2 protein-coding genes are annotated in these 1,549 nt (G+C 36.2%); one reads left to right on the forward strand and one right to left on the reverse strand.

The window, feature by feature from the left end; translation table 11 throughout:
• The first annotated feature begins 35 nt into the window (after positions 1–35).
• Positions 36–434 (forward strand): SseB family protein, encoded by a 399-nt coding sequence (locus AC1DTM_RS25955; protein WP_002158706.1) that lies wholly within the window; start codon positions 36–38, stop codon positions 432–434.
• A gap of 27 nt (positions 435–461) precedes the next feature.
• Here AC1DTM_RS25955 and AC1DTM_RS25960 read toward each other — a convergent pair whose 3' ends face one another.
• Positions 462–1,382: a S66 peptidase family protein gene (locus tag AC1DTM_RS25960; protein ID WP_088098844.1), complete on the reverse strand. Its 921-nt coding sequence runs from the start codon at positions 1,380–1,382 to the stop codon at positions 462–464.
• Positions 1,383–1,549: the final 167 nt, after the last annotated feature.

A 1,549-nucleotide genomic window follows, 5' to 3' on the forward strand; every position in this document is an offset into this window, starting at 1 on the left:
AAGTATAATCATTTTGAAAATAGGGGTGTCATCATATGAAGCAAATTCCAGTAAAGAAAATAGAAGAAGTACTCGTTTTAGCAGGAGATGATAAACAAAAGCAAAAGGAATTTTATGAATTGCTCTTAACAACGGAGTTTTATGTTGCTGGTTCATTAGAAGCAGAGGACGGGGCAACAGAAGGCACACTTCGTTTACGTCATTTCCAAGGAGAGGGTAGATGGATTGTTCCATTCTTTACACAATTGGAATTTGTAAAAGCTGTGTTGCCAGAAGGGACACCCCTTATTACGATACGTGGAAAAGAATTATTGGGTAGCATCGAGAAAGATGCGACAGCTGTATTAAATGTTGGAACAGATATGAGTAAAACATTTATTCCAGAAGAAATTGCAGAGATAGCATCAGGACGAATCTTTAATTATTATAAGTAAAAGGAAAAGCTTAGCAGCTTTTCCTTTTTAATTTGAACATGGAGTGGCTATACCAGAAGAAATAGAAACAGTTTTGTTAGTTGTATTTATTGTTGCTGTAGCTCCGAGGGGAATACCGATATTTGGACTTATATGTCCAATCGGTAAACCGAATAACACAGGTATATTATATGGCATGAAATATTCATATAATATTGTTTGCAATGATTGAGATGGCTTAGAAGGGTTGCAGTCGTGACAACTTGTAAAAATAACGCCACTGCATTCATTAAACTGTCCAGATAAAAGTAGTTGATTTAACATCCGGTCAATGCGGTACGGTTCTTCACCAATATCTTCAAGCAATAAAAGTCTATTTGACGTATTTATCTCATAGGGCGAGCCAATTATACTTGTTAACACAGTTAAATTCCCTCCAACTAATGTGCCTGTAACTGTACATGGAGAGGTAGGTACGATACATTCTGATGCATATAAGATAGATGAATACGGATGGAATAGTTGATTGAAAGAAGATAAAGAGAGAGAATCTATACCTTTTCCTAATTCTTCAATCATTGGACCATGAAAAGTTACAAGCTCTGCATAACGTGAAAAGGCAGTATGTAAAGCCGTAATATCGCTATATCCCCAAAAAATCTTTGGATTCCGTTGAATGATTTCATATTGAATGTAAGGGAGGAGACGAGCGCTGCCGTAACCACCTCGTGCACAAAAGACTGCTTTGACCTCATTATTTGTAAATGCTTCATGTATATCATCAAGACGAACTTGATCACTTCCAGCTAAATATCCATATTTTTCATAAACGCTCTTTCCGATTATTACAAATAAACCCATCTCTTGTAATACGTTCACACCTTTTAATACATTCTCAAGTGTTGGTGGGCCAGACGGTGCAATAATCATTACTGTATCACCTTTTTGTAACGCATTTGGATAAATCATTGTTCTCAGCCTCCTTCTCTTTCAATATATTCGCTTGAGCGAAAGTTCAATCCTTGTAAAAGAAGGGGAAAGCATGTCATATAAAGAAGGTATAGGGAAAGTAGGAGGGAAAATGATGTTTACAAGTCGAGTAATAGATATATTACAAATTAAGTATCCGATCATTC

The sequence above is a fragment of the Bacillus sp. P4_D3 genome (assembly GCF_056401855.1).

Excerpts from the sequence above, each read along its gene's own strand:
- AC1DTM_RS25955 (WP_002158706.1), top strand. The coding sequence starts at position 36 with ATGAAGCAAATTCCAGTAAAGAAAATAGAAGAAGTACTCGTTTTAGCA.
- AC1DTM_RS25960 (WP_088098844.1), bottom strand. The coding sequence starts at position 1,382 with ATGATTTATCCAAATGCGTTACAAAAAGGTGATACAGTAATGATTATT.